This is a genomic window from Pseudomonas sp. GNP013, assembly GCF_054343995.1.
Map to the genome: position 1 here is coordinate 2,295,386 of NZ_JBTGUT010000001.1, position 22,029 is coordinate 2,317,414.

At 55.9% G+C, this 22,029-nt stretch carries 20 protein-coding genes and 3 pseudogenes; 9 read left to right on the forward strand and 14 right to left on the reverse strand.

Features of this window, described 5'->3' with window-relative positions; translation table 11 throughout:
* Positions 1 to 3 precede the first annotated feature (3 nt).
* The gene (gene fucP / locus ACXX81_RS10230) at positions 4 to 1,338 is read left to right on the forward strand and encodes an L-fucose:H+ symporter permease (protein WP_209981954.1); all 1,335 of its coding nucleotides are present in this window, start codon (positions 4 to 6) and stop codon (positions 1,336 to 1,338) included.
* On the forward strand, positions 1,335 to 2,381 hold the full coding sequence (locus ACXX81_RS10235) for an aldose 1-epimerase family protein (RefSeq protein WP_209981953.1): 1,047 nt from the start codon (positions 1,335 to 1,337) through the stop codon (positions 2,379 to 2,381). Before fucP ends, ACXX81_RS10235 begins: the two co-directional genes overlap by 4 nt.
* Here the strand turns inward: ACXX81_RS10235 and deoR are convergent.
* A complete protein-coding gene (gene deoR / locus ACXX81_RS10240; RefSeq protein ID WP_209981951.1) occupies positions 2,378 to 3,136 on the reverse strand; it encodes a DNA-binding transcriptional repressor DeoR in 759 nt (252 codons plus the stop codon). The genes ACXX81_RS10235 and deoR overlap by 4 nt on opposite strands.
* A 126-nt stretch (positions 3,137 to 3,262) precedes the next feature.
* On the opposite strand from deoR, the gene deoC reads away from it, so the two are divergent.
* Entirely contained in the window at positions 3,263 to 3,946 is a 684-nt protein-coding gene (gene deoC, locus ACXX81_RS10245) for a deoxyribose-phosphate aldolase (RefSeq protein ID WP_209981949.1), read from the forward strand.
* 60 nt (positions 3,947 to 4,006) lie between these two features.
* Here deoC and ACXX81_RS10250 read toward each other — a convergent pair whose 3' ends face one another.
* Complete coding sequence (locus ACXX81_RS10250; RefSeq protein ID WP_209981946.1) at positions 4,007 to 4,594, reverse strand: hypothetical protein; 588 nt, start codon at positions 4,592 to 4,594, stop codon at positions 4,007 to 4,009.
* Between the two features lie 574 nt (positions 4,595 to 5,168).
* Here ACXX81_RS10250 and ACXX81_RS10255 point away from each other — a divergent pair.
* Complete coding sequence (locus ACXX81_RS10255; protein ID WP_209981944.1) at positions 5,169 to 6,338, forward strand: hypothetical protein; 1,170 nt, start codon at positions 5,169 to 5,171, stop codon at positions 6,336 to 6,338.
* A gap of 582 nt (positions 6,339 to 6,920) precedes the next feature.
* On the opposite strand, the gene ACXX81_RS10260 is transcribed toward ACXX81_RS10255, so the two are convergent.
* Positions 6,921 to 7,526, reverse strand: coding sequence for a VOC family protein (locus tag ACXX81_RS10260; protein ID WP_458571618.1), 606 nt, complete (start codon positions 7,524 to 7,526; stop codon positions 6,921 to 6,923).
* Between the two features lie 87 nt (positions 7,527 to 7,613).
* On the opposite strand from ACXX81_RS10260, the gene ACXX81_RS10265 reads away from it, so the two are divergent.
* Together ACXX81_RS10265 and ACXX81_RS10270 are read left to right on the forward strand one after the other, a co-directional pair.
* The gene (locus ACXX81_RS10265; RefSeq protein ID WP_458571619.1) at positions 7,614 to 8,393 is read left to right on the forward strand and encodes an AraC family transcriptional regulator; all 780 of its coding nucleotides are present in this window, start codon (positions 7,614 to 7,616) and stop codon (positions 8,391 to 8,393) included.
* Between the two features lie 289 nt (positions 8,394 to 8,682).
* Positions 8,683 to 9,879: a multidrug effflux MFS transporter gene (locus tag ACXX81_RS10270; protein WP_458571620.1), complete on the forward strand. Its 1,197-nt coding sequence runs from the start codon at positions 8,683 to 8,685 to the stop codon at positions 9,877 to 9,879.
* A 199-nt stretch (positions 9,880 to 10,078) separates the two neighbouring features.
* Here the strand turns inward: ACXX81_RS10270 and ACXX81_RS10275 are convergent.
* Positions 10,079 to 10,381, reverse strand: a pseudogene (locus ACXX81_RS10275) (MFS transporter); the annotation flags it as partial.
* 267 nt (positions 10,382 to 10,648) lie between these two features.
* Between ACXX81_RS10275 and ACXX81_RS10280 the strand changes: the two are divergent.
* On the forward strand, positions 10,649 to 10,864 hold the full coding sequence (locus ACXX81_RS10280) for a DUF2790 domain-containing protein (RefSeq protein WP_065873494.1): 216 nt from the start codon (positions 10,649 to 10,651) through the stop codon (positions 10,862 to 10,864).
* Positions 10,865 to 11,374: 510 nt separating this feature from the next.
* Here ACXX81_RS10280 and tnpC read toward each other — a convergent pair.
* The 4 genes and pseudogenes from tnpC to ACXX81_RS10300 form a co-directional block, all read right to left on the reverse strand.
* Positions 11,375 to 12,579 (reverse strand): annotated as a pseudogene (tnpC, locus tag ACXX81_RS10285) (IS66 family transposase).
* Positions 12,580 to 12,754: 175 nt separating this feature from the next.
* Complete coding sequence (tnpB, locus tag ACXX81_RS10290; RefSeq protein ID WP_083203302.1) at positions 12,755 to 12,976, reverse strand: IS66 family insertion sequence element accessory protein TnpB; 222 nt, start codon at positions 12,974 to 12,976, stop codon at positions 12,755 to 12,757.
* Positions 12,973 to 13,290 carry an IS66-like element accessory protein TnpA gene (gene tnpA / locus ACXX81_RS10295; RefSeq protein WP_083203303.1) on the reverse strand — a complete coding sequence of 106 codons (318 nt, stop codon included), beginning with the start codon at positions 13,288 to 13,290 and terminating at the stop codon, positions 12,973 to 12,975. Before tnpA ends, tnpB begins: the two co-directional genes overlap by 4 nt.
* A 464-nt stretch (positions 13,291 to 13,754) precedes the next feature.
* Positions 13,755 to 14,036 carry a helix-turn-helix domain-containing protein gene (locus ACXX81_RS10300; RefSeq protein WP_042944669.1) on the reverse strand — a complete coding sequence of 94 codons (282 nt, stop codon included), beginning with the start codon at positions 14,034 to 14,036 and terminating at the stop codon, positions 13,755 to 13,757.
* A 1,681-nt stretch (positions 14,037 to 15,717) separates the two neighbouring features.
* Between ACXX81_RS10300 and ACXX81_RS10305 the strand changes: the two genes are divergently transcribed.
* Positions 15,718 to 16,017 (forward strand): BPSL0761 family protein, encoded by a 300-nt coding sequence (locus tag ACXX81_RS10305; protein ID WP_305117495.1) that lies wholly within the window; start codon positions 15,718 to 15,720, stop codon positions 16,015 to 16,017.
* Positions 16,018 to 16,157: 140 nt separating this feature from the next.
* Here the strand turns inward: ACXX81_RS10305 and ACXX81_RS10310 are convergent.
* The 4 genes and pseudogenes from ACXX81_RS10310 to ACXX81_RS10325 form a co-directional block, all read right to left on the reverse strand.
* Positions 16,158 to 16,745, reverse strand: a pseudogene (locus ACXX81_RS10310) (Na+/H+ antiporter NhaA); the annotation flags it as partial.
* A gap of 314 nt (positions 16,746 to 17,059) precedes the next feature.
* The gene (catA, locus tag ACXX81_RS10315; protein WP_015372100.1) at positions 17,060 to 17,989 is read right to left on the reverse strand and encodes a catechol 1,2-dioxygenase; all 930 of its coding nucleotides are present in this window, start codon (positions 17,987 to 17,989) and stop codon (positions 17,060 to 17,062) included.
* A 41-nt stretch (positions 17,990 to 18,030) separates the two neighbouring features.
* The gene (gene catC / locus ACXX81_RS10320) at positions 18,031 to 18,321 is read right to left on the reverse strand and encodes a muconolactone Delta-isomerase (RefSeq protein ID WP_015372101.1); all 291 of its coding nucleotides are present in this window, start codon (positions 18,319 to 18,321) and stop codon (positions 18,031 to 18,033) included.
* A 12-nt stretch (positions 18,322 to 18,333) separates the two neighbouring features.
* The gene (locus ACXX81_RS10325; protein ID WP_122560588.1) at positions 18,334 to 19,461 is read right to left on the reverse strand and encodes a muconate cycloisomerase family protein; all 1,128 of its coding nucleotides are present in this window, start codon (positions 19,459 to 19,461) and stop codon (positions 18,334 to 18,336) included.
* Positions 19,462 to 19,575: 114 nt separating this feature from the next.
* On the opposite strand from ACXX81_RS10325, the gene ACXX81_RS10330 reads away from it, so the two are divergent.
* Entirely contained in the window at positions 19,576 to 20,451 is an 876-nt protein-coding gene (locus tag ACXX81_RS10330) for a LysR family transcriptional regulator (RefSeq protein ID WP_015372103.1), read from the forward strand.
* Positions 20,452 to 20,511: 60 nt separating this feature from the next.
* On the opposite strand, the gene ACXX81_RS10335 is transcribed toward ACXX81_RS10330, so the two are convergent.
* Both ACXX81_RS10335 and ACXX81_RS10340 read right to left on the reverse strand, forming a co-directional pair.
* Positions 20,512 to 21,009: a flavin reductase gene (locus tag ACXX81_RS10335; protein ID WP_003232688.1), complete on the reverse strand. Its 498-nt coding sequence runs from the start codon at positions 21,007 to 21,009 to the stop codon at positions 20,512 to 20,514.
* An 11-nt stretch (positions 21,010 to 21,020) separates the two neighbouring features.
* Complete coding sequence (locus ACXX81_RS10340; RefSeq protein WP_458571621.1) at positions 21,021 to 21,980, reverse strand: PDR/VanB family oxidoreductase; 960 nt, start codon at positions 21,978 to 21,980, stop codon at positions 21,021 to 21,023.
* Positions 21,981 to 22,029: the final 49 nt, after the last annotated feature.

The window sequence follows — 22,029 nt, forward strand, 5'->3', positions numbered from 1 at the left end:
ATAATGAACAAACCTGCGCTGCAACAGACACCCGACGGTTTCTACCTGAACCGCACGCCCTGGTTCGCCTTTATCCTGCTGTGCAGCATCTTTGCACTGTGGGCCGCTGCGGCGAGCATGAACGACGTGCTGATCGCGCACTTCAAGAAAGCGTTTTTGCTCAGTGATTTCCAGACCGCGTTCGTCCAGTCGGCGTTTTACCTGGGCTACTTTTTCGTGGCCATTCCGGCCGCGATGGTGGTGCGGCGCTTTAGCTACAAGAGCACGATTCTGATCGGGCTGTTGTTGTACATGCTCGGCTGCCTGCTGTTTTTTCCGGCGGCGTCCACCGCCAAGTACGGCATGTTCCTGCTGGCGCTGTTCGTGATCGCTGCGGGCCTGTCGTTTCTGGAAACCGCCTGCAACACCTACTCGACGCTGATGGGCCCACGGGAAACCGGCACGCGGCGCCTGAACATCTCGCAGACCTTCCACCCATTCGGCGCAATGGCCGGGGTGTATGTCGGCAGCTTTGTGATGTTCAAGTCCACTGACGCCACCACCGAACAGCTGACGCAGATGAGCGCCACCGAGGCGGCGGTGCAGCAGTTGCAGATGATTCAGTCCACCTTATTGCCCTACAAGTGGATGATTGCCGTGCTGGTGCTGATGTTTATTCTGGTCGCCATCACCCGTTTCCCCGCCTGCAAGGGCAATAAACCTGCCGGCAGCAAGGCGGGTAGCAGCGTGCGTCAAAGCCTCGGTCGCCTGTGGCGTAACCCGCGCTTTACCTTTGGCGTACTGGCGCAGTTTCTGTATGTGGGTGCCCAGGTCGGCGTGTGGAGTTTCACCATTCGCCTGGCCATGCAAATGGGCGGCATGAATGAGCGCAGCGCTTCATGGTTTTTGATGACCACCTTTGCCGCCTACTTTGTCGGCAAGATGATCGCCAACCTGTTGATGCGACGCCTGCACCCGGCCAAGGTCCTGGCGATCTACGGTGTGCTGTGCATCGTGCTGCTGGCCTACACCATTCTGGTGCCGAATATCTCGGCAGTGTATGCAGCGGTCGGCGTGAGTATTTTCCTCGGTCCTTGCTGGCCGACCATTTATGGCCTGACCATCGACGGCCTGGGTGAAGACACCGGCGTTGGCGGCTCACTGCTGGTGATGAGCATCGTCGGCGGCGGCGTCATCCCGATCTTCCAGGGCCTGCTGTCCGACGCCAGCGGCGGCAATATGCAACTGGCCTACAGCGTGCCGTTGCTGTGCTTTATCGTGATCGTCATCTACGCACTCAAGTGCATGCGCCAGCCAGGCCGCGAGCCGTTGACGGCAGCCGGGGCGGTGGCTTCATGAGTACCCGTATCCCGCTGTACCCCGCGCTGTTCGGCGAGCAGGAGAAAATTATCCTGCAGTCGCAGGCCTTCAAGGTCAGTGCCTGGACCTATCCGTCCGGCGTGCAGGCCCTGAGCCTGGAAAACAGCCGTGGTCGTCTGGTGCTGTTGCCTTATCAGGGGCAGATGATCTGGTCCGCCGTCTTCGACGATTGCGACCTGACCATGCCCAACCTGTTCGAGCAACCCCGGCCCAGCCCGACGATCATCGATACCTACGGCTGTTTCATGTTTCACAGCGGCCTGCTGCGCAACGGCTGCCCGGCGCCGCAGGACACCCACGCGCTGCATGGCGAGATGCCCTGCGCGCCGATGGACACGGCCTGGCTGGAACTGGGTGAAGACTGCGTGAGCCTGAACGGTTCGTACGAATATGCCAAAGGCTTCGGCGATCGCTATCGCGCATGCCCCAGCGTGACCCTGCGCGCCGATTCGGCCCTGTTCGATATCGGCATGGCGGTGACCAACCTGGCCGGCAAACCCATGGACCTGATGTATATGGCCCATATGAACTACGCCTATGTGGCGGGTGCGCGGTTCGTCGAGCCGTTGGGCATGCAACGCCAACGCCTGCGCACCAGCGTGCCGGACCACGTCAAACCGACACCGGCCTGGAGCGCCTACATGGCGCAATTGGTCGAGCATCCGGCGCAATTGGCCAGTCTCGATCAGCCATCGCTGTACGACCCGGAAGTCGTGTTTTTCTTCGACGGCGTGGGCACGGACGCCGCAGGCCAGGCGCATTTTCTGCTGGATCATCCCGACGGTGCGGCGTTTTACACCCGTTACCGCCCCGAGCAGTTCGAGCATGCCGTGCGCTGGATTCTCTACACGCCGGATCAGCAGGTGGCGGCGTTCGTGCTGCCGTCCACCTGCGAACCCGAGGGGTATAACGCCGAAAAAGCCAAGGGTAACGTGCGGGTACTGGCCGCCGGCGCCAGCGCTTCGTTCAGCCTGACCACCGGCTACCTGAGTGCGCAGGAGCGGCAAACGGTGCTGGGTTAAACCAGCAATTGCGCACCGCTGGCCAGGATGGATTCTTTGTAGCTGCGCGGGATTTTCTTGTCGCTGACCACGTACTGAAAGTCTTCCAGGGTGGCGAAGTGAGCGGTGCGCACCGTGTCGAACTTGCTGAAGTCGGCAAGCAGCACCCGTTGCTGGGCTTGGCGTATGACCTTTTGCTTGACCTCGACCTCATTGAAGTTGAAGCAGGTCACGCCGAATGCCTGGCTGACGCCGGCGGCGGTCACGAAGGCCCACGTCAGGCGCACGCTGTCGAGAATGCTGCTTTCGGCACTGCTTTCGAAAACCTGGTTCTTGCGGTGAAAGGTGCCGCCGCACAAGACGATATGGCAATTGGGCTTGTTCTGCAGCCTGAGCAGCACGTTCAGCGAACTGCACACCGCAGTGAATTCCAACTGATCGGGAATGAAATCAATCACAAACGGCGAGGTGGTGCCGCAGTCGAAAAACACCGTGTCGCCAGGCTGGATCAGTTGGGCGGCGAGCTTGCCGATGCGGCGTTTTTCCTCGACGTGGCGAGTGTCTTGATCGGCCACGCGGTAATCGCCGACCTCATTGCCGACCCGGGTGATATAGCCGCCCAGCAGGCGCAGGTGCTCGGTGAAGTGAGCGAGATCGCGGCGCAGGGTCATCTCGGAAACGTCCAGCAGGGCCGCCATTTCCCGCAGGTGAATGGCGTTCTGGTCCTGCAGGGCTTGCTGGATAAGCTTGAGTCGCTCGACTTTTCTACTGTCCACGCGTATTCCAGGGCTTGATTGATGATGTTAAATAAGCAACATTAAGTGTTACTATTGTAACGGATTATGTGAGCACTGTGACAGCGCTTCACACTTATTGGAAACATACAGGCAAGGGGCCATTAAATGAACAGTCTTCCACCCGCCGCATTGGCCAAGTACATCGATCACACATTGCTGGCTCCCGACGCCTCCGTTGATCAGATCAAGACCCTGTGCGACGAAGCGCGGGAACATGGCTTTTATTCGGTATGCGTCAATTCCGGGCAGGTGCCCTACGTGGCTTCGTGCCTGACCGATAAAAGCGTGGTGATCTGCGCGGTGGTGGGCTTCCCCCTGGGCGCCGGCCTGAGTGACACCAAAGCCTTCGAAGCCGAACGAGCCATTGCGGCCGGGGCAGGGGAGATCGACATGGTGCTCAATATCGGCTGGCTGAAGGACGGCTTGCTGGACGCCGTGCGCGACGATATTGCACAGGTGCACAAGGCCTGCGCGGCCGTGCCGTTGAAGGTCATCCTGGAAACCTGCCTGCTCAATGACGCACAGAAGGTTCAGGCATGCGAGATCTGTCGCGACCTGGGCGTGGCATTCGTCAAGACATCCACCGGGTTCAGCCGCAGCGGCGCTACCGTTGAAGACGTAGCCCTGATGCGCAAGACCGTGGGCGCCGGTATTGGGGTAAAAGCATCCGGTGGGGTGCGTGATTATCCGACGGCTGTGAAGATGATTGAGGCGGGGGCGACTCGGTTGGGTAGCAGTTCGGGGATTGCGATTGTGGGGGGAGCGGCGACGGCAGGCAGTGGCTACTGAAGAGCATTTGGTTCGCTTTGTGACTTAACTCAACTAAATAGTCATTTAGTTGAGTTGGGGCTATATATTCAAAAGGCGCTGTACATAAGGGCTCACTTGCCTGGCCGTTTCGAAGTAATCAGCTTGCGCATCGCAGAAGTCAACCAAATCTGTAGTCCACCCGGTTTGGCCAGTCATTATCACGAACAGAGGGGGTGTATGAATATTACGCGTCAAACCAATTTTGATTCGGCTGTCAATCATGAACAGTATTTGCTGGCCTGGCAGGTCGGGCTCCGGCGTAACGTCGAGTAATTGACCCCTTGGAGACCGCCAGACGCAGTGGTACTGAGCGACATTCAACATTTTCCCGTCCGCGTATGCGCCAGCGAACAGATTCCATCCATAAACAACATCGCCTGCATTGATGCTCTGGTAATGGCGACAGTTGTGGATGCATTCGAGGGGCATGTAAGTCGAACCCTGCAATTTAACCACCGCATAAACCGAGCCGTCATCTGCCTGTAGAGACCCGGCGGGTAGCCTGGCGTTGTGAAGTGACTGCGCAAGCAATTTTCTTTGAAGCTGAGGAAGGTTTGGGTCGTTCGCAAGCATGTATTTAAGTGTCGGGGCTGACATCGATATTTCCTTATCGGTGAAGCTGTACATTGCCCGAGTGCTTGAAGGTAGGCAATCCTCCATGAGCGTTGAGATGCCCGTGTCAAGGCCGCCGGTTACGTATATTGGAGTACGCATAATGTATATTATGTTAAATGATGTATCAGGCAACGTGAGCGCACTGTGTCACCAGTTGTGGCTGTAATCATAAAATGATAATTCGTGAGTTCAAAAATCGTACCGTGAAATCAACAGCTTAGCCCCACAACCTGCCAGCTTGGCATCGTTACGATAAGTCATTGAGGCGAAATATCTGTCTTTCGCTCGTTACCTGAAGCCCAAATAACAATAATCTTCCCTTTTGAGCGGGCCCTTAAAGACATAAAAATCAAGGGGTTGAAACTTTTATAGCTCAAATACTTGAGCCTGATTAGGTGAAAAGCACTTGAGAAACAATGAGATATTTAGTGCTGATGATTTTAAAAAAAATGCTCGAAATCGAATTTTTGATAATGACGAACCAGATCAAGGGTTTGCTGAGGAAGTGTTTTTTTTAAAAAAAATAATGTCAAATTCCATGATGATCTCCTACCCTCATTAAATCATTTGTCGAGAGACAGCCATCATGAGCTTGCCTAACCCACTCTTTTCAGGCATGACCAGTATTTCTTTAAGTGAGCTTGCCTATTACGGGGAGCATCCAGGAGTAGAGAGATACTTAGCTAAATTCGATTCAAACCTGAATGCTTTCAAGTTCGCGAATATAGCGCGAGAATTCATTGCTTCTCGTGTCGGCGCACATAGTGATGGAGAAAATCTGTCAGGTTTTGGATCTGCGAGGAGTATTACAGAACGCCTATTACTCTGGTCATGGATCGTAAAAGGAAAGTCTGTAGAAGCGATCGAAAAGGAAGAGTTTCGAGAATTCTTAGAGTTCAACTCATGCCCCCCTTCCGAATGGGTAGGCGACGTCGCACGTCGACGATTCGATTGGGTTGATGGAGTCGGCTACATTGCTAACCCGGCCTGGCGCCCATTTTCAAAGCCCGCCAATGAAACCGGGATGCGTACAATGAACATGTTTAAGCTCATAGTCTCCTGTTGCACGTCTTTCTATGATCACCTAATCCGCAAAGGAATTTGCCAGTTTAATCCGGCACAAAATGTAGAAAGGCTCCCCCTTCAAACTTTTAGTGCCGAAGCTAGGTCAATTGACCGCGGACTGACGATTTGGCATGTGGATCAAATCTTAAGAATTGGTGCAAATCTGGACTGCGGTCGCCATGAACGAGCCTTATTCATTGTGGCCTTGATGAGGTATCTTTTAGTGCCGATCCGGTGGATTGCGAAAGACGTAAGAAGAACTCCTTCATTTAACCTCTTAAAACATACTACCTGCGGTTTTCAGTATTTAGTTGAAGGTCTACGGGGCGTCGAAGCAGTGACTGCCCCAAACATATTCATTCCATATCTTCAAAGGTATCGGTCAAGTCGTGGTCTGCCTAGGGAGGCTCCCGACGATGAGGATGAGCCGTTGCTGGTGACCTCACATGGTCGTCCTGGTTTGACGCAACGTCAAATCAGAAACCTCGTGTATGAGATTATACTAGTAACGGTTCACCAGCTGGAAATTGAAGGAGCGGATAATCAAGAAATAATTCCTCTAAAGTCATCATGTTTGGACTCTATACGAATTGCTAGCATAAGTGGCAGCCTTCGAGAGTACGGTGTTTACGAAACTCAAAAAAAATTAGGCTCCGAAATATTCAGTTCGATTCTGCGTAAAGGAATCTGAAATGAGTGCTATTTTCCAAGAAGACCGTTCGATTCCCGACGGGACAATGGCTATGCGACCCGGGGCGTTCTGGCAGAGCGGTTTCAGGGGGTTCAAATTCTCGTACTCATCACGCGCGTTGTCATAGAAAAAAAAGTGCTTTTTTCGCAGGGCGGTCCAATTCGTACTTCCATAAAGACTGACTAGCGCCCTACTCCTAATCCCAATTTCCTCCTTTGAGGATTGGCGGAAATTCGAGAGCTGGCGCTCCTCCCTGTGCCTGGAAGACTTGGGTCGCAGATCAGAATGTCCGCCGCCAAAAGCAGTCATTGATAGATCCTATATGGCGGTAATTTAAGATTTGCGCCTTTACGCGTTAGTGATCTGCGCTCTAGCGCACTAACAGGGCTTTAGCTTTTCGATCTGCGCAGTGGAGTGCCAGAAAGGAAATCCAAATTTTATGTGGCCGGCGAAGTGTATGATTACGCCAGCTGTATACTTGAATCTGATGATCTTTATGTTTGCCATGAGACGTCATGCGCGACGGAGAGCGCTTTAAGTAATTGCTTTAGGGAAATAAGTTTAACAGTCTTCGGCAGGAAGCTACTCATTAGCCTGCATCAGTTCCAGAGTGATATGATCTGGCCCAGTCACATATACAACTAGAGTTCCCTTGCGTGGGCCTGCGGGAATCGCTTGAGGCTTGCCTCTTGCTTTCCAGCCTGCTTGCTCAATGCGTTCGAGTACGGCGTATATGTCTTGCACCCTCAATGCCAAATGCGCTGAACCAATCGCTGATGCCGTAGGTGTAGTGATACCGTGGTGGTCACCCTGCGAATATTCCAGCAACTCTACTCGACTGCCATCCGGGCCTTTGACTATCGCCGTTCGCACGCTCGGATCGGCGGTGCCGGTTACTTGCAAAATGAATGATCCGCCCATTTCCGACTGACGCTCAAGAATGAACCCAAGTCCAATTGTCCAGAAGCGAATGGCTTCTTCCAATGAACTGACTGCGAAGCCAATATGATCGACGGCATGCACCATGTGGTTAGAATTCATCAAATGATCCTTTAAAGGTTCACGGGCCAAATAGGGAGTTGAGCTTGCACATCCAGCTGTTACGGCCAAAACACAGAAAATAAATCTGTGAGAGGTACGCATAATCAGGCCAATCCAAGAGAGGCAAAATTTGCGATTTTTAGACATTGAGTATTCCTCTGACCGGTCTTATTCTCCATTAGGCATTCAGGATATGGCTACCTCGGATATGACATTGGATAACGTAAACCAGCCATGAACCGCGCGCTTATGCCACTGCTGGCGATAGAGCAACGCGACCGGGCGATCCGCGAAACGGCGGCCCACACTCATACGACAGGCCAACTAATCGCAAGCCTTGCCGGGCTGCTTTCCGTGAGCACTGACGGCGGCTCATGGGTAGTGCCGGCTAGCCATGCCATTTGGATACCTCCCCGTGTCGCACACGCGATGATGTCGCATGGCGCTTTTGCAGGAGCGATGGTCTATATCGCGGAGCAAGAGTGCGGGATCCTGCATCAAATGCCATGCACATTTAGGGTCAGCAGTTTGCTGCGCGAAGCGGTAAGCCGCGCTGCGTCGTGGGGACAACCACCCCGCAACGAAATGGAGTCGCGGGTTGCAGCAGTCATCTTGGATGAAATTGCTACCTCACCCGCTGAACCCATCGGTCTGACGCACCCCAATGACCCGCGCTTGAGGCGTATCACCGATGCGATACTTGCTCAGCTTGATGACAATAGATCACTTGAGGATTGGGCTGCTTGGTCAGGTATGGCACCTAGAACACTTGCCCGGCGTCTGGTCGCTGAAACCGGTTTTAGTTTTTCTGAATGGCGACAACGTGCACGCACGTTGCGCGCTACTCAACTATTAGTCGAGGGGATGTCAGTGACGACAACGGCGATTGAGCTTGGCTACGAAAATATTAGTGCTTTCATTGCCATGTTCCGTCGGATAATGGGTGTTACGCCAGGACAATATGTGCGAGCGCAGACACTGATTAGCAAAGAGGCAATTTCTAGATCAAGTTGATGGGTGTAAGAACCGCTGTACCATCCAACCCGATCTTGCACGGTATGCGTCCGGCCAAGTCATCTACCAGTGCCGGGAGTTGATCGGTATCCAGCTCCATTTCGCTGGATTGGGCACACTCCTGAATGACCTGGGCTTTGAAGGAGTTGGAGTCGGAATAGCGTGTTGGCTGCATGAAATACCCGCTTAAAAGGCTAGAACTGGTGTCCACTTAAACTTAAGTGCATACCATGTCTGGGCTTTGCGGGGTTGGGTACACCCTCTGCTCTGAATATCGTCTGGATGTCTGATGAACCTGCGCGCAATCATTATTCTCGGTGCCTTGAGCGCATTCGGCCCCTTGGCCGTCGACTTTTATCTGCCTGGCTTCCCTGCCATTGCCCTCGCGTTTGGCACTGACGAGAAGCATGTCCAGTTGACCCTGGCGTCATATTTTCTGGGCTTGTCCATCGGTCAACTGGCTTACGGGCCGGTGGCGGATCGCTTCGGCCGACGTGTCCCGCTGCTGTTCGGGGCTTCGCTGTTCACCCTCGCATCGCAGGCGTGTGCCTTCGCGCCGAATCTGGAATGGCTGATCGGCGCGCGCTTCGTTCAGGCGCTGGGCGGCTGTGCGGGGATGGTGATTGCCCGAGCCATTGTCAGCGACAGGTGCGATGCCGTTCAGTCGGCCAAAGTATTCTCGCAATTAATGCTGGTGATGGGCTTGGCGCCGATTCTGGCGCCCATGCTCGGCGGCTTGCTGGTCAACCTCTATGGGTGGCAGTCGATCTTCATCAGCCTGACGGCGTTCAGTGCGCTGGCTTCAATAGCCGTGGCGCTGGGCCTGCCGGAAAGCATGCCCGCCACTCATCCTCGCCAGCCTTTATCAGGCGCACTGACGCAGTACCGCCGCTTGTTGGGCGATCGTATTTTTCTAGGCCACGCGCTCACTGGCGGGATCGCCATGGCTGGGATGTTTTCTTACATCGCCGGTTCGCCGTTCGTGTTCATCAAGCTCTACGGAGTGCCGCCTGAGCACTATGGCTGGCTGTTCGGTACCAATGCGGCGGGTTTCATTCTGGTCTCGCAGCTCAATGCCCGGTTGGTGGGCAAAAAGGGGCCTGCGTTCCTGCTGTCGCGGGTTATCTGGATGTACCTCGCTGCTGCACTGGCCTTGTTGGTGATTGCCGGTCTGCGCACCGAACAGCTCTGCCCCCTGCTGGTGCCCTTGTTTGTCTGCATTGCCTGCCTGGGCTCCATCACCCCCAATGCCTCAGCCTGCGCCATGAACGGGCAATGGGCGCGTGCGGGCAGCGCGTCGGCATTGCTCGGTTGCCTGCAGTTCAGTGTGGCGGCAGCAGCGGCCGCGCTGGTGGGTGTGCTTCACGATGGTACGGCGTTGCCAATGGCGCTGGTTACCTGCTCATGCGGTGCGTTGGCCGTGACGCTTGCAATGCTGACCCGCCGTTTGCAGAACAAACGTGATGTAGCGCTCCCGGGCTCATAGGAGATTACTCGATGCTTCACCGCCGAGTAACGAAACAGGTACATACGGCAATGATCAGCAAGGCCAGAAACATGCCGCCGAAGCCTTGGGACAGGCCCAGGTTCCAGCCGGAATACTGCCCCGCCACCACCGCACCGACGCCGAAAATCAGCAGGGTGAAGAAGCCTGCATGACGCTGCAGGCGACGTTGCTCAAAGTAAAGCACCCAGAGGTCAGCGGCTTTGATGGCTCGGTTGATTGCTGCCAGTAGCGAGCCTCCGAACATGCCAAGGAGGAAACCAATCCCGGCGACGATCTTGGGCTCGGTGACATTCAGGTAGGCGCTGACCATGCTCGTCAGGTACAGCGAGCAGGCAGCACCCGTAACCAAGAACACCATCCAGGCGCGCCAGTCGGGCAAGTCATCCTTGTGCCACCAGCTCGCAACTACGGCCCCAATGAGGCCCGCAATCAAAAATTCGAACCTGTCGATCTTGTCGAGCAGGCGCTGTAGATACTCCATGCGCTCGATTCCGTGGGGCATGTTTTTTGGAATTGAATCGGCTCACACAGCACTCCCAGCTCGGAGCAATGGGTGTGGTGGGTCGGAAACGAAAAAGCAGCGGGAGGTGTCAAGTCTCGGAAAGGCGCCTAACTGGTAGCACAAGTTTTCACGCTATGGATTCGAAAGCACTGGACCCATTAATCGCTGGTTAATCCCGACCTCTGAGAATGGCAAACGGAAGCGTGGCAACAGTATCTTCCATGACCATTATCAGAGAGATGCAAAATGAACCTTCGCAAGCTTGCCATTATTTCACTGCTCAGTATCAGTGCCACTAGCGCGCTCGCTGAAGGCGGTGCTGACCGTTTGATACAACGAAATTTGGAACAGCAGCAGGCCTATCTGGCCGCTCAAAAGTCCGCAGAGACGAAGTCAGAAATCGCAAAAAAACAGCCGAGTGTTGATGCCCCTAAAACTCAGTCGAGTTCAAACGATAGCTGACATCTGGCCGCTGGTAGGTCGCCCTTAGGTGGCTTGCCACAATCATATGAGACAACCGCTACCCAATCGCTGGAGCCCAGCTTCGCTCCCCTAACAGCTAGTGCTTCCAAAGGCTGCCCTGGCTGCAGTGAAACTCAGGCAATAAAATCTATGGTCACCCCCATTTTTGCAATACTGGGTGACGTGGTTGGCTTGCTTAAATCTATCCGGCGTCTGTTTGGGGCAGGCCCCAGCGCCACGATGAGAGTCGCGCCTGACGATCTTTAAAAACCCGTCGGCTTCTGAAGCTGATTTTTATGTCAGGATTTTCGTCAGGCCGGTGCGCCGTTCACATCATCTGTTGTTCAGCTATCGCAAAACCTGAAGGTGAATCGTTCTACTGCAACAACCGCAGGGTCAGGCGTTCAAGGCGTCTGGCCCTGTTTCATATTGCGTATGGTGAGCGGCTCTTGCCCGAGCGATACGCGCCAGTTTGTTAGCAAGTGCACAAGCCACGTAAGCGCCTGGGCATCACACCTTGCGTGATGAAACCGGCTGCCACCTATGCGGCAGCAACTGATCGATTTCACTCGCCCGCTGCGTCGGCAGGCGCGTAAGCACATCCTTCAGATAAGCATACGGATCATGACCATTCAGCCGCGCAGACTGGATCAAGCTCATGATCGCCGCCGCCCGTTTTCCGCTGCGTAGCGACCCTGCAAAGAACCAGTTCTTGCGCCCAAGAGCCCATGGCCTGATTTGGTTCTCAGCCCAATTATTGTCTATGGGCACGACCCCGTCATCGAGGTAGCGCGACAGCGCTGCCCAGCGTTTCAGGCTGTAATCGAGTGCTCTGCTGATGCCTGAACCTTCGGGTACAAGCTCGCGCTGAGCGCTCGTCCAGGCATGTAGCATGTCCATTACCGGGACGGCTTTTTCTTGCCGTATTCGGCGCCGTAAATCCGGTTCCAGGTCGCGGACTTCGCTCTCGATTTCGTACAGCAACTGGATATAGCGCAAGGCTTGCTCAGCAAGCGTGCTTTTATTCGTAGCATGCAGCTCGAAGAATTTGCGCCGCGCATGGGCCATGCACCCGATCTCGGTCACGCCGAGTTCGAAACTGGCTTTGTAACCGCCAAAATCATCGCAGACCAGTTTGCCCTTCCAGTCTTTCAGGAAGTTGCGAGCGTGCTCACCGGCGCGGCTGGGGCTGAAATCGTAAACCACCGCTGACAGATCCGAGAATTGGCTGGTGGCGTAGGCCCAAACATAGGAGCGATGGGTTTTCTTTGTTCCCGGCATGAGCATCTGCACCGATGCGTTTGAGCGCGCAGCCGCATGGGCAGTGAGTGTTGTCCGGTTCGTGATGGATCAACGTGCGTGGAAATTCTGCCGGCAACGCGGTGCGCTGGGGATTTTGCTTTTTCTCGGTCGGCGCAGGCGCTGTTTGCAAGGCTTGAAGCTCAGCTTCAATCGTGGCGATATCGGTATCGATCAGGTCATCGAGCAAGCTGGCCTGCTCAGGGTTCATCTGCTCGCTACGCTTGGCAAATTTCAAGCGCTTGAGCTGCGCGATCTCGAAGGTCAGCTTCTCGATCACCGTCTGATCGCGGTTGGTCTTCTTGCCAATGGTTTCGACCGTCTTACCCATTGCATCGACTTGCAAGAGCAACTGCGCAGCTAAGGCACGCAGTTGCGTCAGGAGTCATTTGGTCGAGATTGGGAGAAGAATTCATGCTGCAGATTGTGCCAGAGCAGGGCGTTCGCAGCGATACACCGATAGGCTAATGGCAGCCGTTAAAGCAGTGTGATCACACCGCCAGCCCCAGCGCGCTGCCAAGGCAAGCCCAGCACTAAAGCCTGAAGTTGCTCGGTATCCAACTCAAGTTCAGAGCCTTGACGAATTCCTGGTCAGTGAAACTTTCCTTGATTCAATCGGCGGGCAGCCAGCCAGATGCCAAACCCATCATGCACCAGGACTTTCATGCGAGTGGCGCGGCGGTTGGCGAATAGATAAGCACAGTGCGGCTTCGCCGCACCGAACACCGCTATCACCCTGGCCAACGCAGTGTCGGTGCCAGCACGCATGTCCATGGGTTCGGTGGAGAGCCAGATGGCATCGATGCGGATCATTGGGTGAGCCCTCGAATGAGTCGGGCGCATCCTTCGGGATCGGAAATTGGCCACTTCACCGTAAGCGTTTGCTGGCCAATCGGTAATTCAATGATCGCCGACGCTTGAGCTACTGGTTTCGATTCGACTTTCAAAGGAATGAACGCTGGCAAGGTGGCGACCGGCTGATCGCGGTAAAGCGGTAGCCAACGGCGCACGACATTAGCGTTGATACCATGACTCATCGCGATGGCTGCCACGGAAACGCCAGGTTGCAGGCATTCATGGACGACTTGGGCCTTGAAGGATTTTGTGTAGGAATTACGTTGGCGCATGGCGATCCTGACATTAAGGGTAGTTGTGTCCGCATAAAATTACGCGGACACAATTGCCCTTATTGGCCGGGGTCGGAAGGTGGGTTTGCCGGTCCCTTACCCTGCACGCTACAGGCTAGACCTTCAACCATGTGCCGGAACAGATGAAGAAAGAAATGCCAGCCACTTCAGGAGTCGCCAGAGCATCAGTTTTCTTTTAACTGGTGGGGCACTCACGCTGCACTCAGCTGGCGCTTGTAACTTCAACCGTGCTAGTTGTGTATTTCCCCCAATACCACCACAAGCATTCTACGAGCTGTTCGTTGATGCGCCTTGAAGGTCTGCGTTCTCAGACAGGTTATCGACGCCGCCCTGGAAAGTACGGCGGTAAGCCAGCGGTCGCCTCACCCAATTTGCTGAAGCGCCAGTTCGATGCTGCGTTCTCGACTCCTTGGGCTGCTGTGGCTCCTCTCCTCTCCCCCCCTTCACTTAGAAGCCGCTTCCATTTCTTCCTGCACCTGTCTGATCAGGGAGGCTAGATTAACTGTTGGGTCGAGGATCAGGAAAGTCTCGATTATCAGAGTGAGAGGATGAACGCCAGTGCGCTCGGCCAATGCAGCTGCCTTGTCAATGGTAACGTTTTTCAGCCCGCGCTCTAGCGTGCTGATGTAGGTCCTACTGCTGATATCGTAGAAATCTTCCTGCGTTAAGCCCCGACGAACCCTGGCATTTCGGAGCGCAATCCCGAACGCCTGCTTCACTTCCATGACCATTCCTCGCAAAAGGAACGATGAAGCCTTTTTGATCACTATAGGGCTACAATCTATAGTGTTCATTTCGGTAGAATTGCGTTGCGGCAACGCAAACCCGCAAGGGAAATTTCTTGGCGCTGCTGTGGGCTTTTTTTCTATCCATCGCAAGCAGAGCATTTTCCAAAACCGATGCCTTCTACCAGCCAGGGTGCCCTAATTGATTTTTGTTTATGACCCCGCTCAGCGTGAGGTACGGAATTGGACTCACGGCGAAATGGAGGGACTATGCTTTGTTGCCACTATCATCTCCCTGCACACGGGGCAGACCAATCGTGCAGCCATACTCAACTGTGCTTACGAATTACAGTACTACCTATCTGCAGTCACGGACGTAGAGGTTAGGCATGTGCACATGATGTGCCCTCCGTCCATCAGCGGTCGCACCTACTGGACTTTAGAGGAGCTAGAGAGCGTTACCGTCTTTAACGGCATCTCTACTGATCAAAGCGCGGTCGTTTACCGAACTGCTTCAGCCAGTTACAAACTGGGTGACCTGGATCTTCGTCGGAAAAAGAAATCACGGGTGTTGTATTGCCCCAGGCACCTTCAACAACAGAACTTTCAGCTATCAGAGAACTATTCGGCAGCATCCAATACCCAGCTTTTTGGACCCTTAGGGAGACAGTGAGAAATATAAGCTTCCATCAACCGCTCTATTAGTACTTTGCATGTTCAGGCCTGCTGGCCGCTACAGGTCAGCCAAGATAGTTGAGCTTGCTATACCGTCGTAGTCACTGCTGGTTCAATGACTCCGACCTGAATGACCTCCTCGGCTAACGCGCTGACTAGACAGCGCTGGCTGAATAACCGCATGGATACCAAACATGGAGATATGATGTGGTTTCACAGAGCACTCGTTCGCATCAGACTTTGCCAGGCGGTCGCATGCGATTCAAGCACCGACCTGCATCGAATTTCATCAAAGCGCTTCCAGGGCGAGGAAATTTCTCCAACGCACAACAACCCTGCCGCTCATCGTGTGTTCGACAAATTAAGAAAGTTACTCGCTTTCTGCGTTGGAGATAGTCTCCATCAGTGCTTGATGCACCTAGTATTACTATGACTTTTGAAACTCAAAAAGGGGGGATAATGAAGGGGAGACGAAAAGTAAAGACACTCAAGTGGAAAATGAAAGCAGATTTTGAAGAGCATGCTCAGGGCTTGCTTCGGAACAGATCTGATAAACAGAACAGGTTTCTGGACCGGGCCCTGTTAGGCGGATGCTAACTGGAACCGGGTTGAAGGCTCGCCGGCTGATCCACGCATCTAGGGATAACGTTTCAGTAAGAAATACCATAGATCTTTTGAACCCTCACCAAGTCAATGGATGTTTTCAAACACGCAACCAAGGACTGCTGATGGTGGGCGATGTTGGCTATTTGTCGGGGTTTGGTGGCTTCACTTCGGGCAGGGCTAACGTGTTCTGCACAGGAATCCGTTGCGCAGCATAACGCCGATTGATTTCGTCCAAGCACTCACGCATGGGGGCCTTAGCCTAAGGAACCTAGTAGCATGTTCTCTGTGTGGCCGATACGGCACGTCAACTAACTGTAGGTCAAGACATCATAGGAAGCACTCGCCAAGCGTGAGCACCTAATTGCGGCAGCACGATGACCAAGAGGGCTTAAACATGACCATGCCGATTGAACGTACCCGGGCAGTCATCCAAACGGGGGCGTTTCTGCTCGAGCTCTCCCGAGACTTATCGATGCCAGAAAGGGTACGCCGTGACGCCAAATTCCTCCTGCGTCACTATCCATCTCAGTTTCAGGTGCTTCTGGCAGGACGGATTGAAGAAGCGTCAGATACTGACGTGTCCCCGATGGGCCCAGTCTTCAGCTCCGCAATCGATAGCAGCTACCACACCCCGTTCGTTTGCTCTGCAGCCGACAAAGCTTCCAGAGGACATGCTGGGATCGCGCCATCAAAGCCGTGACTGACGCTCGAAAGGTTGTGTTTTTTACCGGCGCCGGCATGTCTGCTGAACGTGGAGTTCCGACTTTCCGTGACAAACTCACAGGCCTTTGAGAAAGGTACGATCCTGAGCGGTTGGGAACGGCAAAGTTTAGCCTTCAAAAGAACAGCAACACCGAGGACAGCGGAAAGAATGGAGCCCATTAGCACCCCAACCTTCACCTCATCGACCAAATGCAGGTTATCCGGGAAAGCCAGCGCCCCGATGAACAGGCTCATTGTGAAACCAATTCCGCACAGCAGCGCTACACCGTACAGCTGAGACCAATCACATTTCTCAGGCAGCTTGGCCAGCCCTGCGCGAATAGCCAGCGCAGCCAAACCAAACACGCCAATTTGCTTGCCTAGCAATAGCCCAAGCGTTACTCCCAGAGGTACCGGGTCGATCAGGTTATTGGGCGAGATACCGGCAAGAGAGACATCCGCATTGGCAAAACCGAAGATGGGTACAACGGCGAAAGCGACCCACGTGGGCATCACCAGGAACACAATAACGCTCAGTGAGGCCAGCAACATGCTGACCGACAAGCCGCTGGTGTAAAACAGGGCGATGATCAGTACAGAACCAAGGTCATCAAGAATCGCCAGCGCGGACAGAAAGATTCTCAACGAAATGGGCACACGTTTACCGAGCAGCGACAGTACGCCCAAGGCAAACGCGATACCGGTCGCTGCAGGAATAGCCGACCCTTGGCGAACAGTGCACGGTACTCAGCCGCGAAATGGCTGAGCGTCGTCTTGATGGTGATGCCAGGCTGGTTCATGTGGCTGGCAATTTTTTCTTATCAGCTAACACGTAACAGGAAGTCTAAAACCGTAGTTGAATATGCAGATCAATTCGGCTGAGTTTCTCCAAAAAAGCCTCTGCGCCAAGCCTGGCCAGCATCCGCTGACCAGGCAATGCAACTAAAGTCTGCTTGCGCCCCCGTTGCGATCTATCGGTCGATAGACTGGCCGACACACCGTAATCCCGAACAGTCAGGTACTCACCTGCCCTACCGCGCTCAATCCTCGAGCGCACGAACGCGCTGCATGCGCTTCTGCTCTACCGGTGCAGCGGCCACCTGCAGCTCAAAGTCGAAATCAATCCGCGCAAAGCGCCCTTGCACGCCCAACTCCCGCGCCAGTTGCTGATCGTCGCTGAAGCGGATTTCGGCGATCAGTTCATCGCGTGTGGCATACGCAAAATCGTCGTGCAAGTACGGGTCATCCGACAGGTTGATCTGTGTGGTCAGGTGCCGGTAACCCGGTGCCGAAATAAAGAAATGGATATGCGCCGGCCGCTGCCCGTGGCGCCCGAGTTGATCAAGCAACTGTTGGGTCGGCCCGGTCGGCGGGCAGCCATAACCCGACGGCACGATGCTGCGGAAACGATAGTTGCCCTGGGCATCGGTTTCGATGCGTCGACGCAGGTTGAACTCCGATTGCGTCGGGTCAAACCACGAATACGTGCCGCCGGTATTAGCTTGCCACACATCGACAATCGCGCCGGCTAGTGGATTGCCGTCGGTATCGCGCACCTGACCACGCATGAACAGCGGCGCGGCGGCATCGGTCCCATCATCCAGCCGCGCTTCGTACTTGGACAACGGCGCACCGGCCACGTAAAGCGGGCCTTCGATGGTACGCGGGGTGCCACCGGTCTTGCCGGCCTCGACATCGGCGGCGTCCATCAACATGTCCAGGTAATGCTCCAGCCCCAGCCCCGCGACGAGCAGCCCGGCTTCCTGGTTCTTGCCCAGTTCGTTGAGGTAGTTGACCGCCTTCCAGAATTCTTCGGGGGTCACCTCCAGGTCTTCGATGATGTTCACGGTGTCGCGCAGAATTCGGTACACCAACGCTTTGGTGCGCGGGTTGCCGCCATCGTTAAGGTTGCCGCTGGCCTCTTCAAGAAACTGTTGAGCGTGGTCGGTCTGTGACAGTCGGGTGGACATAGTGCATTCCTCATCTTGTAATTATTGGGTGAATGACAGGCTTAGCGGTCATCTTCATGGATCGACGAAGGGTGCCGGCACAAGGCGTTCACTTCGATGGCCATATAAGGGAAGAGCGGCAGTTGCATCAGCAGGTCGTGAAGGTCTTGCACGCTGTCGACATCAAACACGCTGTAGTTGGCGTAATGTCCGGCGATACGCCACAGGTGGCGCCATTTTCCTTCCTGTTGCAGACGCTGCGCCAGGGCCTTCTCATCGACCTTGAGGCTGGCCGCGCGCTCGGGGTTCATGTCCAGGGGCAGGTTCACGGTCATTTTCACATGGAACAACATGGCAGGTGCCTCTCAGTGTTTGTCACGACGAAAGAACGCCAGGCGCTCCTCATCGATGGCCAGGCCCAGGCCCGGTGCGGTGGAGACATGCAGGTGGAAATCACGGTACACCAGCGGCTCCGTGAGGATGTCCTCGTTCAGTAGCAGTGGGCCGAACAGTTCGGTGTCCCACGCCAGTTTGTTCAGCGTGAGGAATGCATGCGCCGACGCCAGGGTGCCGATACCGCCCTCGAGCATGGTGCCGCCGTACAGGCCGATGCCCGCCGCCTCGGCGATTGCCGCCGTGCGCAACACCGCGCGGGGGCCGCCGTTCTTGGCGATCTTGAGGGCGAACACCGACGCCGCGCCTTCGCGGGCCAGGTTGAAGGCGTCCTCCACAGATTCGATGGATTCATCCGCCATGATCGGTGCCGGGCTCGACAGGTTGAGCCGCGCCATACCACCGCGGTTATTGCGGGTAATCGGTTGCTCGATCAGGTCGATACCGTTGTCGCCAAGCACCTTGCACGCGCGCAATGCCACCGCCTCGTCCCACGCCTGGTTAACGTCCACGCGCACACTGGCGCGGTCGCCCAGGGCCTTTTTGATTGCGATCACGTGGGCCAGGTCGTGGTCGACCTCACCGGCGCCGATCTTCAATTTGAAGATGCGGTGGCGGCGCAGGTCGAGCATTTTCTCGGCCTCGGCAATGTCCTTTTCGGTGTCGCCGCTGGCCAGGGTCCAGGCCACCGGCAACGCATCGCGCACGCGGCCGCCGAGCAGTTCGCTGACCGGCAGGTTCAAGCGTTTGCCCAGCGCATCGAGCAAGGCGCTTTCGACGCCGGACTTGGCAAAGGTGTTGCCCCGAATACTGCGCTCCAGGCGCAACATGGCCGCATTGATATTGCTGGCGTCCTGGCCGATCAGCAGCGGCGCAAAATGGCGATCGATGTTGACCTTGATGCTGTCGGGGCTTTCATTGCCGTAGCTCAGGCCGCCAATGGTGGTGGATTCGCCGATGCCCTCGATGCCGTCGGCGCAGCGCACGCGGATGATCACCAAGATCTGGTTCTGCATCGTGTGCATCGCCAGCTTGTGCGGGCGAATGGTGGGCAGGTCGACGATGATGGTCTCGATCGACTCTATGGCGCAAATGGGCATGGCGATACCTGTTGAGTTCTTTTTAGATTTGATCCGATTCTGTTCCCTATTCTTCAGGGCATCCAATATAGAATGAGTCTCGAACAATACCCTTAGGGTATGGAGGGAGTGATCATGGAACTACGTCACCTGCGTTATTTCCAAGCGCTGGGGGCAACCCTTAACTTCACCCGCGCCGCCGAACGCCTGCACATCGCCCAACCGCCCTTGAGCCGGCAGATCCAGCAACTGGAGGATGAGCTGGGGGTTGTTCTGCTCGAACGCGGCCGGCCGCTGCGGCTGACCGAGGCCGGACGGTTTTTTTATGAGCATGCCAATGTGCTGCTGGAACAGCTGAACACGGTGTGCGCCAACACGCGGCGCATCGGCCAGGGAGAGAAGACTTGGCTGGGCATCGGCTTTGCGCCGTCGACCCTGTATGGCGTGTTGCCGGAACTGATTCGCATGCTGCGCACCCACGAGGCGCTGGAGCTGGAATTGGGGCTGTCGGAGATGACCACCTTACAACAGGTCGAAGCGCTCAAGGCCGGGCGGATCGATGTGGGTTTCGGGCGAATCCGCATCGACGACTCGGCCATCGTCCAGCGCGTACTGGTGGAAGATCGACTAGTCGCCGTATTGCCCGCCCGCCACCCGTTGCTGGCCGCACCAGCCACCCTCGCCCAGTTGGCCGCAGAGCCTTTTGTGCTGTACCCCGGCAATCCGCGTCCCAGTTATGCAGACCATGTGATCGCGCTGTTCGACGCCCATGGCCTGAGCCTCAAGGTGGCGCAATGGACCAACGAATTGCAGACCGCCATCGGCCTGGTCGGCGCGGGCATGGGTGTGACGTTGGTACCGGCTTCGGTGCAGGTGCTGCACCGCGCGGACATCGGCTACACGCCTGTTGTGGAAACCACTGCGACCTCGCCGATCATTCTGAGCCGGCGGATGAATGACCAGTCGCCGGGGCTTACACATTGCCTGCAGTTGGTGGAAGAATTGATCTGAGTTCCTCCGGCAGGGTTTGTCTGAACCCGGCTACCGTTCGCTCTCCAGCGAACGTGGCATTCAGCAAGCCTTGGAGGCTTCACCCAGGCGGTGATAGGCGCGGTTGAAATATACCAGGCCCTCGTCCGCACCGCTCTGGCGAATGGTCTGCACCTCGCAGTAGAAAATACTGTGGGAACCCACTTCGTGGACCTGCGCGATCCGGCAGTCGAAGTTCACCAGCGCTTCGAGCATCACCGGCGCGCCGCTTTCCAGGGTGGTCCACCCCGTCACAGCAAAGCGCTCATCCATGCTCAGCGTGCGGTCGGCGAAAGCACCGGACAGGTGCTGATGATCGCCGCATAGGGTGTTAACACACACCACGCCATTGCGCTTGAAATGCTCGTTGGAATGAGAGGAACGGTTCATGCACACCAACAGCGTGGGCGGTGAGTCGGTCACGCTGCAGACCGCCGACGCTGTAAAGCCGAACCGTCCTGCGGCGCCATCGGTGGTGATGACCGACACGGCACCGCCCAGCATGGCCATTGCATTGCGAAAGCTGCCTACATCTATCATGGTCGTTCCCCTTAGATATCCAGCACGAGTTTTTTGGATTTGGCTCGTGAACAGCACACTAGAATTTGGTCATTGCCGGCCTTTTCATCGTCCGTGAGGTACACGTCGCGATGGTCCGGCTCTCCTTCGAGCACGTCGCACAGGCAGGTCACGCACACCCCCTGCTCGCAGGAAATCTCGATCTTGACGCCCACCTGCGCCAGCGCGGCGAGAATGCTCTGCCCTTCGGCCACCTGCACGGTCTTGCCGCTGCGTGCGGCCACCACTTCAAAACTGCCACCCGAGTTGTCCACTTCCACCTGGAAATATTCCTTGTGGATGTGCGACTCGCTGTAGCCCTGCTTGCGCGCGCCCTGGATCACCCAGTCCATGAACCCTGCGGGGCCGCAGGTATACATGTGCACGCCGGCCTCGCCCTTGCCCAGCACCTTGGCCAGATAGAGCTTCTGCTCGGGCCCTTCGTCATCGAAGTGGGTGAACACCTGCGCGGCAAACGGTGCGCTGGCCAGTTCCGCGAGGAACGCACTGCGCTTACGCTCACGCCCGCAGTAGTGCAGTTCGAAAGTTTGGCCGGCCGCGTGCAACGCATAGGCCATGGCAATGATCGGCGTGACACCGATACCGCCACCCAACAGCACTGAACGTCGCGCATCGGCCGCCAGCGCAAACAGGTTGCGCGGCAGGCTTATCTGCACCTCGTGACCTTCGAGCAGGATGTCATGCACCCCGACCGAACCACCGCGCGAGGCCGGATCCCTGAGCACACCCAGGCGATACAGGCTCGGGTCGGCAGGGTTGCTGCACAACGAGTACTGGCGCACCAGCCCCGGCCCGATATGGATATCGACGTGCGCACCGGCATCGAACATCGGCAGCGGCGCGCCGTCACGGCGGGTCAGGTCCAGGACGACAACACCGTCCCCTTGCAGCTCGCGCTTGCGCACGACTACGTCCAACAGTTCTTCAGTCATGGCCATTATTCCATGGAGTTCGCAAAGGCCGCCGTAGCGGCCGGTATCA

Excerpts from the sequence above, each read along its gene's own strand:
- tnpA (WP_083203303.1), bottom strand. The coding sequence starts at position 13,290 with ATGCGCCAACGTAATTCCTACACAAAATCCTTCAAGGCCCAAGTCGTC.
- fucP (WP_209981954.1), top strand. The coding sequence starts at position 4 with ATGAACAAACCTGCGCTGCAACAGACACCCGACGGTTTCTACCTGAAC.
- ACXX81_RS10305 (WP_305117495.1), top strand. The coding sequence starts at position 15,718 with ATGCCGATTGAACGTACCCGGGCAGTCATCCAAACGGGGGCGTTTCTG.
- ACXX81_RS10270 (WP_458571620.1), top strand. The coding sequence starts at position 8,683 with ATGAACCTGCGCGCAATCATTATTCTCGGTGCCTTGAGCGCATTCGGC.
- ACXX81_RS10265 (WP_458571619.1), top strand. The coding sequence starts at position 7,614 with ATGAACCGCGCGCTTATGCCACTGCTGGCGATAGAGCAACGCGACCGG.
- ACXX81_RS10300 (WP_042944669.1), bottom strand. The coding sequence starts at position 14,036 with ATGGAAGTGAAGCAGGCGTTCGGGATTGCGCTCCGAAATGCCAGGGTT.
- ACXX81_RS10325 (WP_122560588.1), bottom strand. The coding sequence starts at position 19,461 with ATGCCCATTTGCGCCATAGAGTCGATCGAGACCATCATCGTCGACCTG.
- ACXX81_RS10330 (WP_015372103.1), top strand. The coding sequence starts at position 19,576 with ATGGAACTACGTCACCTGCGTTATTTCCAAGCGCTGGGGGCAACCCTT.
- catC (WP_015372101.1), bottom strand. The coding sequence starts at position 18,321 with ATGTTGTTCCATGTGAAAATGACCGTGAACCTGCCCCTGGACATGAAC.
- ACXX81_RS10255 (WP_209981944.1), top strand. The coding sequence starts at position 5,169 with ATGAGCTTGCCTAACCCACTCTTTTCAGGCATGACCAGTATTTCTTTA.
- tnpB (WP_083203302.1), bottom strand. The coding sequence starts at position 12,976 with ATGATCCGCATCGATGCCATCTGGCTCTCCACCGAACCCATGGACATG.
- deoC (WP_209981949.1), top strand. The coding sequence starts at position 3,263 with ATGAACAGTCTTCCACCCGCCGCATTGGCCAAGTACATCGATCACACA.
- ACXX81_RS10260 (WP_458571618.1), bottom strand. The coding sequence starts at position 7,526 with ATGTCTAAAAATCGCAAATTTTGCCTCTCTTGGATTGGCCTGATTATG.
- ACXX81_RS10340 (WP_458571621.1), bottom strand. The coding sequence starts at position 21,980 with ATGACTGAAGAACTGTTGGACGTAGTCGTGCGCAAGCGCGAGCTGCAA.
- ACXX81_RS10280 (WP_065873494.1), top strand. The coding sequence starts at position 10,649 with ATGAACCTTCGCAAGCTTGCCATTATTTCACTGCTCAGTATCAGTGCC.
- ACXX81_RS10235 (WP_209981953.1), top strand. The coding sequence starts at position 1,335 with ATGAGTACCCGTATCCCGCTGTACCCCGCGCTGTTCGGCGAGCAGGAG.
- catA (WP_015372100.1), bottom strand. The coding sequence starts at position 17,989 with ATGTCCACCCGACTGTCACAGACCGACCACGCTCAACAGTTTCTTGAA.
- ACXX81_RS10335 (WP_003232688.1), bottom strand. The coding sequence starts at position 21,009 with ATGATAGATGTAGGCAGCTTTCGCAATGCAATGGCCATGCTGGGCGGT.
- ACXX81_RS10250 (WP_209981946.1), bottom strand. The coding sequence starts at position 4,594 with ATGTACAGCTTCACCGATAAGGAAATATCGATGTCAGCCCCGACACTT.